Genomic DNA, 2666 nt, shown 5'->3' with positions numbered 1-2666 from the left:
ATGAACATCCATGAATACCAGGCGAAGGCCTTGCTGCGCTCTTACGGGGCGCCTGTATCGGACGGGCGTGTCGTTTTGCGCGCGGAAGAGGCGAAGACGGCGGCGGGAGAGCTTGACGGCCCCGTCTGGGTGGTCAAGGCGCAGATCCATGCGGGCGGCCGCGGCAAGGGCACCTTCAAGGAGGACGGTGCCGGCGACGCGGGCGGCGTGCGCATCACCAAGTCGGTCTCCGAGGCCGCCGAGGAAGCCAAGAAGATGCTGGGCCGCACGCTGGTGACCAAGCAGACCGGCGAGGCCGGCAAGCAGGTGGGCCGCATCTATATCGAGGAAGGCGCGGCCATCGCCAAGGAGTTCTACCTGGCGCTCCTGGTCGACCGGGTGACGTCCCGCGTCAGCTTCGTCGCCTCCACCGAGGGCGGCATGGACATCGAGGAAGTGGCCGAGAAGACGCCCGAGAAGATCCTCAGCCTGAGCGTCGATCCCGCCACCGGCTACCAGCCGTTCCACGGCCGCCGCATCGCCTTCATGCTGGAACTCGAGGGCGCGGCGGTGAAGCAATGCGTCAAGCTGATGGGCACGCTCTACCAGATGTTCCTGGAAAAGGACATGGAGATGCTCGAGATCAACCCGCTGATCCTGACCGAGAGCAACGAGCTGAAGTGCCTCGACGCCAAGATGGGCTTCGATTCCAACGCGGTCTACCGCCACTCCGACATCGCCGAGCTGCGCGACACGACCGAGGAAGACCCCAAGGAGCTGGAAGCGTCCAAGTACGACCTCAACTACATCGCGCTGGATGGCGAGATCGGCTGCATGGTCAACGGCGCGGGCCTGGCGATGGCGACGATGGACATCATCAAGCTCTACGGCGCCGAGCCCGCCAACTTCCTCGACGTGGGCGGCGGCGCGACCAAGGACAAGGTGACCGAGGCGTTCAAGATCATCACCAGCGACCCGCAGGTGAAGGGCATCCTGGTGAACATCTTCGGCGGCATCATGCGCTGCGACGTGATCGCCGAGGGCGTGGTCGCGGCCGTGAAAGAGGTCGGGCTTCAGGTCCCGCTGGTCGTGCGGCTCGAGGGCACCAATGTCGAGAAGGGCAAGGAGATCATCAACAACTCCGATGTTGACGTGATCGCCGCCGACGACCTCAAGGACGGCGCCCAGAAAATCGTCAAGGCCGTCAAGGGCTGAGGATGGCGCGTTCGAAAAACCTTGGCCTGCTGGCCGCCACGCTTCTGCTTGCCGCTTGCGGAACAGGCGGCGACGGCATCTCGCGCTCCGGCACCGACCCGGTCAGCCTCGACCGGGCCATTGTCCTGAACGACAGCATCTGCGGCCCGACCCGCCCCGATTTTGCCGGGGCCAAGGCGCGCATGGTGGCCGAGGGCCTGACGGTCGAGGACGGCGGACGCAATTTCTCGCCGACCGAATCCGTCTCGGCCGCCGTCACCCGCACGCCCGAGGGCCGGACGTTCTGCGCCGTCAGCGCGCGCTTTCCGGGCAACGTCTACACGCTGGAACAGGCCATGACCGAACGCTTCGGCGCGCCGCGCATGACCGACCGGATCACCCCGCCCGCGCGCGTCTACAACCTGGGCGCCAAGGGCAACCTGATCCTGGTGATAAGGGGCACCCCGGGCCGCACCCTGACCGCCTATGACCTGGGCTATGCCTCGGGCATCTGAGGCGTTTGAAATACCCGTGCGCGGGGGCTGAGCCCCGCGCGCCAAGACCAACATAACCCCGGTCGCCGGGGAAGAGATCATCAAGGAAGGAGACGCCACAATGGCCGTTCTCGTCGACGAAAACACCAAAGTCATCTGCCAGGGCCTAACCGGCAGCCAGGGCACGTTCCATACCGAGCAGGCCATTGCCTACGGCACGCAGATGGTCGGCGGCGTCACCCCCGGCAAGGGCGGCCAGACGCACCTGGACCTGCCCGTGTTCAACTCGGTCCACGAGGCCATGCACGAGACCGGTGCCAATGCGAGCGTCATCTACGTGCCGCCGCCCTTCGCCGCCGACTCGATCCTTGAAGCGATCGACGCCGAGATCCCGCTGATCGTCTGCATCACCGAGGGCATCCCGGTCCTGGACATGATGCGCGTCAAGCGCGCGCTCGAGGGCAGCAGCTCGACCCTCATCGGCCCCAACTGTCCCGGCATCATCACGCCCGACGCCTGCAAGATCGGCATCATGCCCGGCCACATCCACAAGCGCGGTAGCGTCGGCGTGGTCAGCCGCTCCGGCACGTTGACCTACGAGGCCGTGAAGCAGACGAGCGACGTGGGCCTGGGCCAGTCGACCTGCGTGGGCATCGGCGGCGACCCGATCAAGGGCACCGAGCATATCGACGTGCTGGAATGGTTCCTGGCCGATGACGAGACGGAATCGATCATCATGATCGGCGAGATCGGCGGCAGCGCCGAGGAAGACGCGGCGCAGTTCCTGAAAGATGAAGCCAAGAAAGGCCGCTCCAAGCCCTGCGCCGGGTTCATCGCGGGCCGCACCGCGCCTCCGGGCCGCCGCATGGGCCACGCCGGTGCCATCGTCGCCGGCGGCAAGGGCGGCGCCGACGACAAGATCGAGGCGATGAAATCCGCCGGCATCACCGTCGCCGAGTCCCCCGCAGGATTGGGCGAAGCCGTGCTCGAAGCTATCGG

3 protein-coding genes are annotated in these 2666 nt (G+C 66.3%); all 3 read left to right on the top strand.

Annotation, left to right across the window (positions count from 1 at the left end; translation table 11 throughout):
* Positions 1-1194 (top strand): ADP-forming succinate--CoA ligase subunit beta, encoded by a 1194-nt coding sequence (gene sucC / locus PVV74_RS22750; RefSeq protein WP_274594785.1) that lies wholly within the window; start codon positions 1-3, stop codon positions 1192-1194.
* Between the two features lie 2 nt (positions 1195-1196).
* A complete protein-coding gene (locus tag PVV74_RS22745; RefSeq protein WP_274594784.1) occupies positions 1197-1688 on the top strand; it encodes a hypothetical protein in 492 nt (163 codons plus the stop codon).
* A gap of 100 nt (positions 1689-1788) precedes the next feature.
* The coding region (gene sucD / locus PVV74_RS22740) for a succinate--CoA ligase subunit alpha (RefSeq protein ID WP_274594783.1) at positions 1789-2666 on the top strand (878 nt) is incomplete at its 3' end.

The organism is Roseovarius sp. SK2 (genome assembly GCF_028807495.1).
GTDB lineage: Bacteria > Pseudomonadota > Alphaproteobacteria > Rhodobacterales > Rhodobacteraceae > Roseovarius > Roseovarius confluentis.
The sequence above is the reverse complement of the archived record's forward strand: the minus strand, read 5'-3'. Positions and strand labels throughout refer to the sequence as shown.

What these genes read in the sequence shown, in the direction of transcription:
- PVV74_RS22745 (WP_274594784.1), top strand. Translation starts at nt 1,197, where the DNA reads ATGGCGCGTTCGAAAAACCTTGGCCTGCTGGCCGCCACGCTTCTGCTT.
- sucC (WP_274594785.1), top strand. Translation starts at nt 1, where the DNA reads ATGAACATCCATGAATACCAGGCGAAGGCCTTGCTGCGCTCTTACGGG.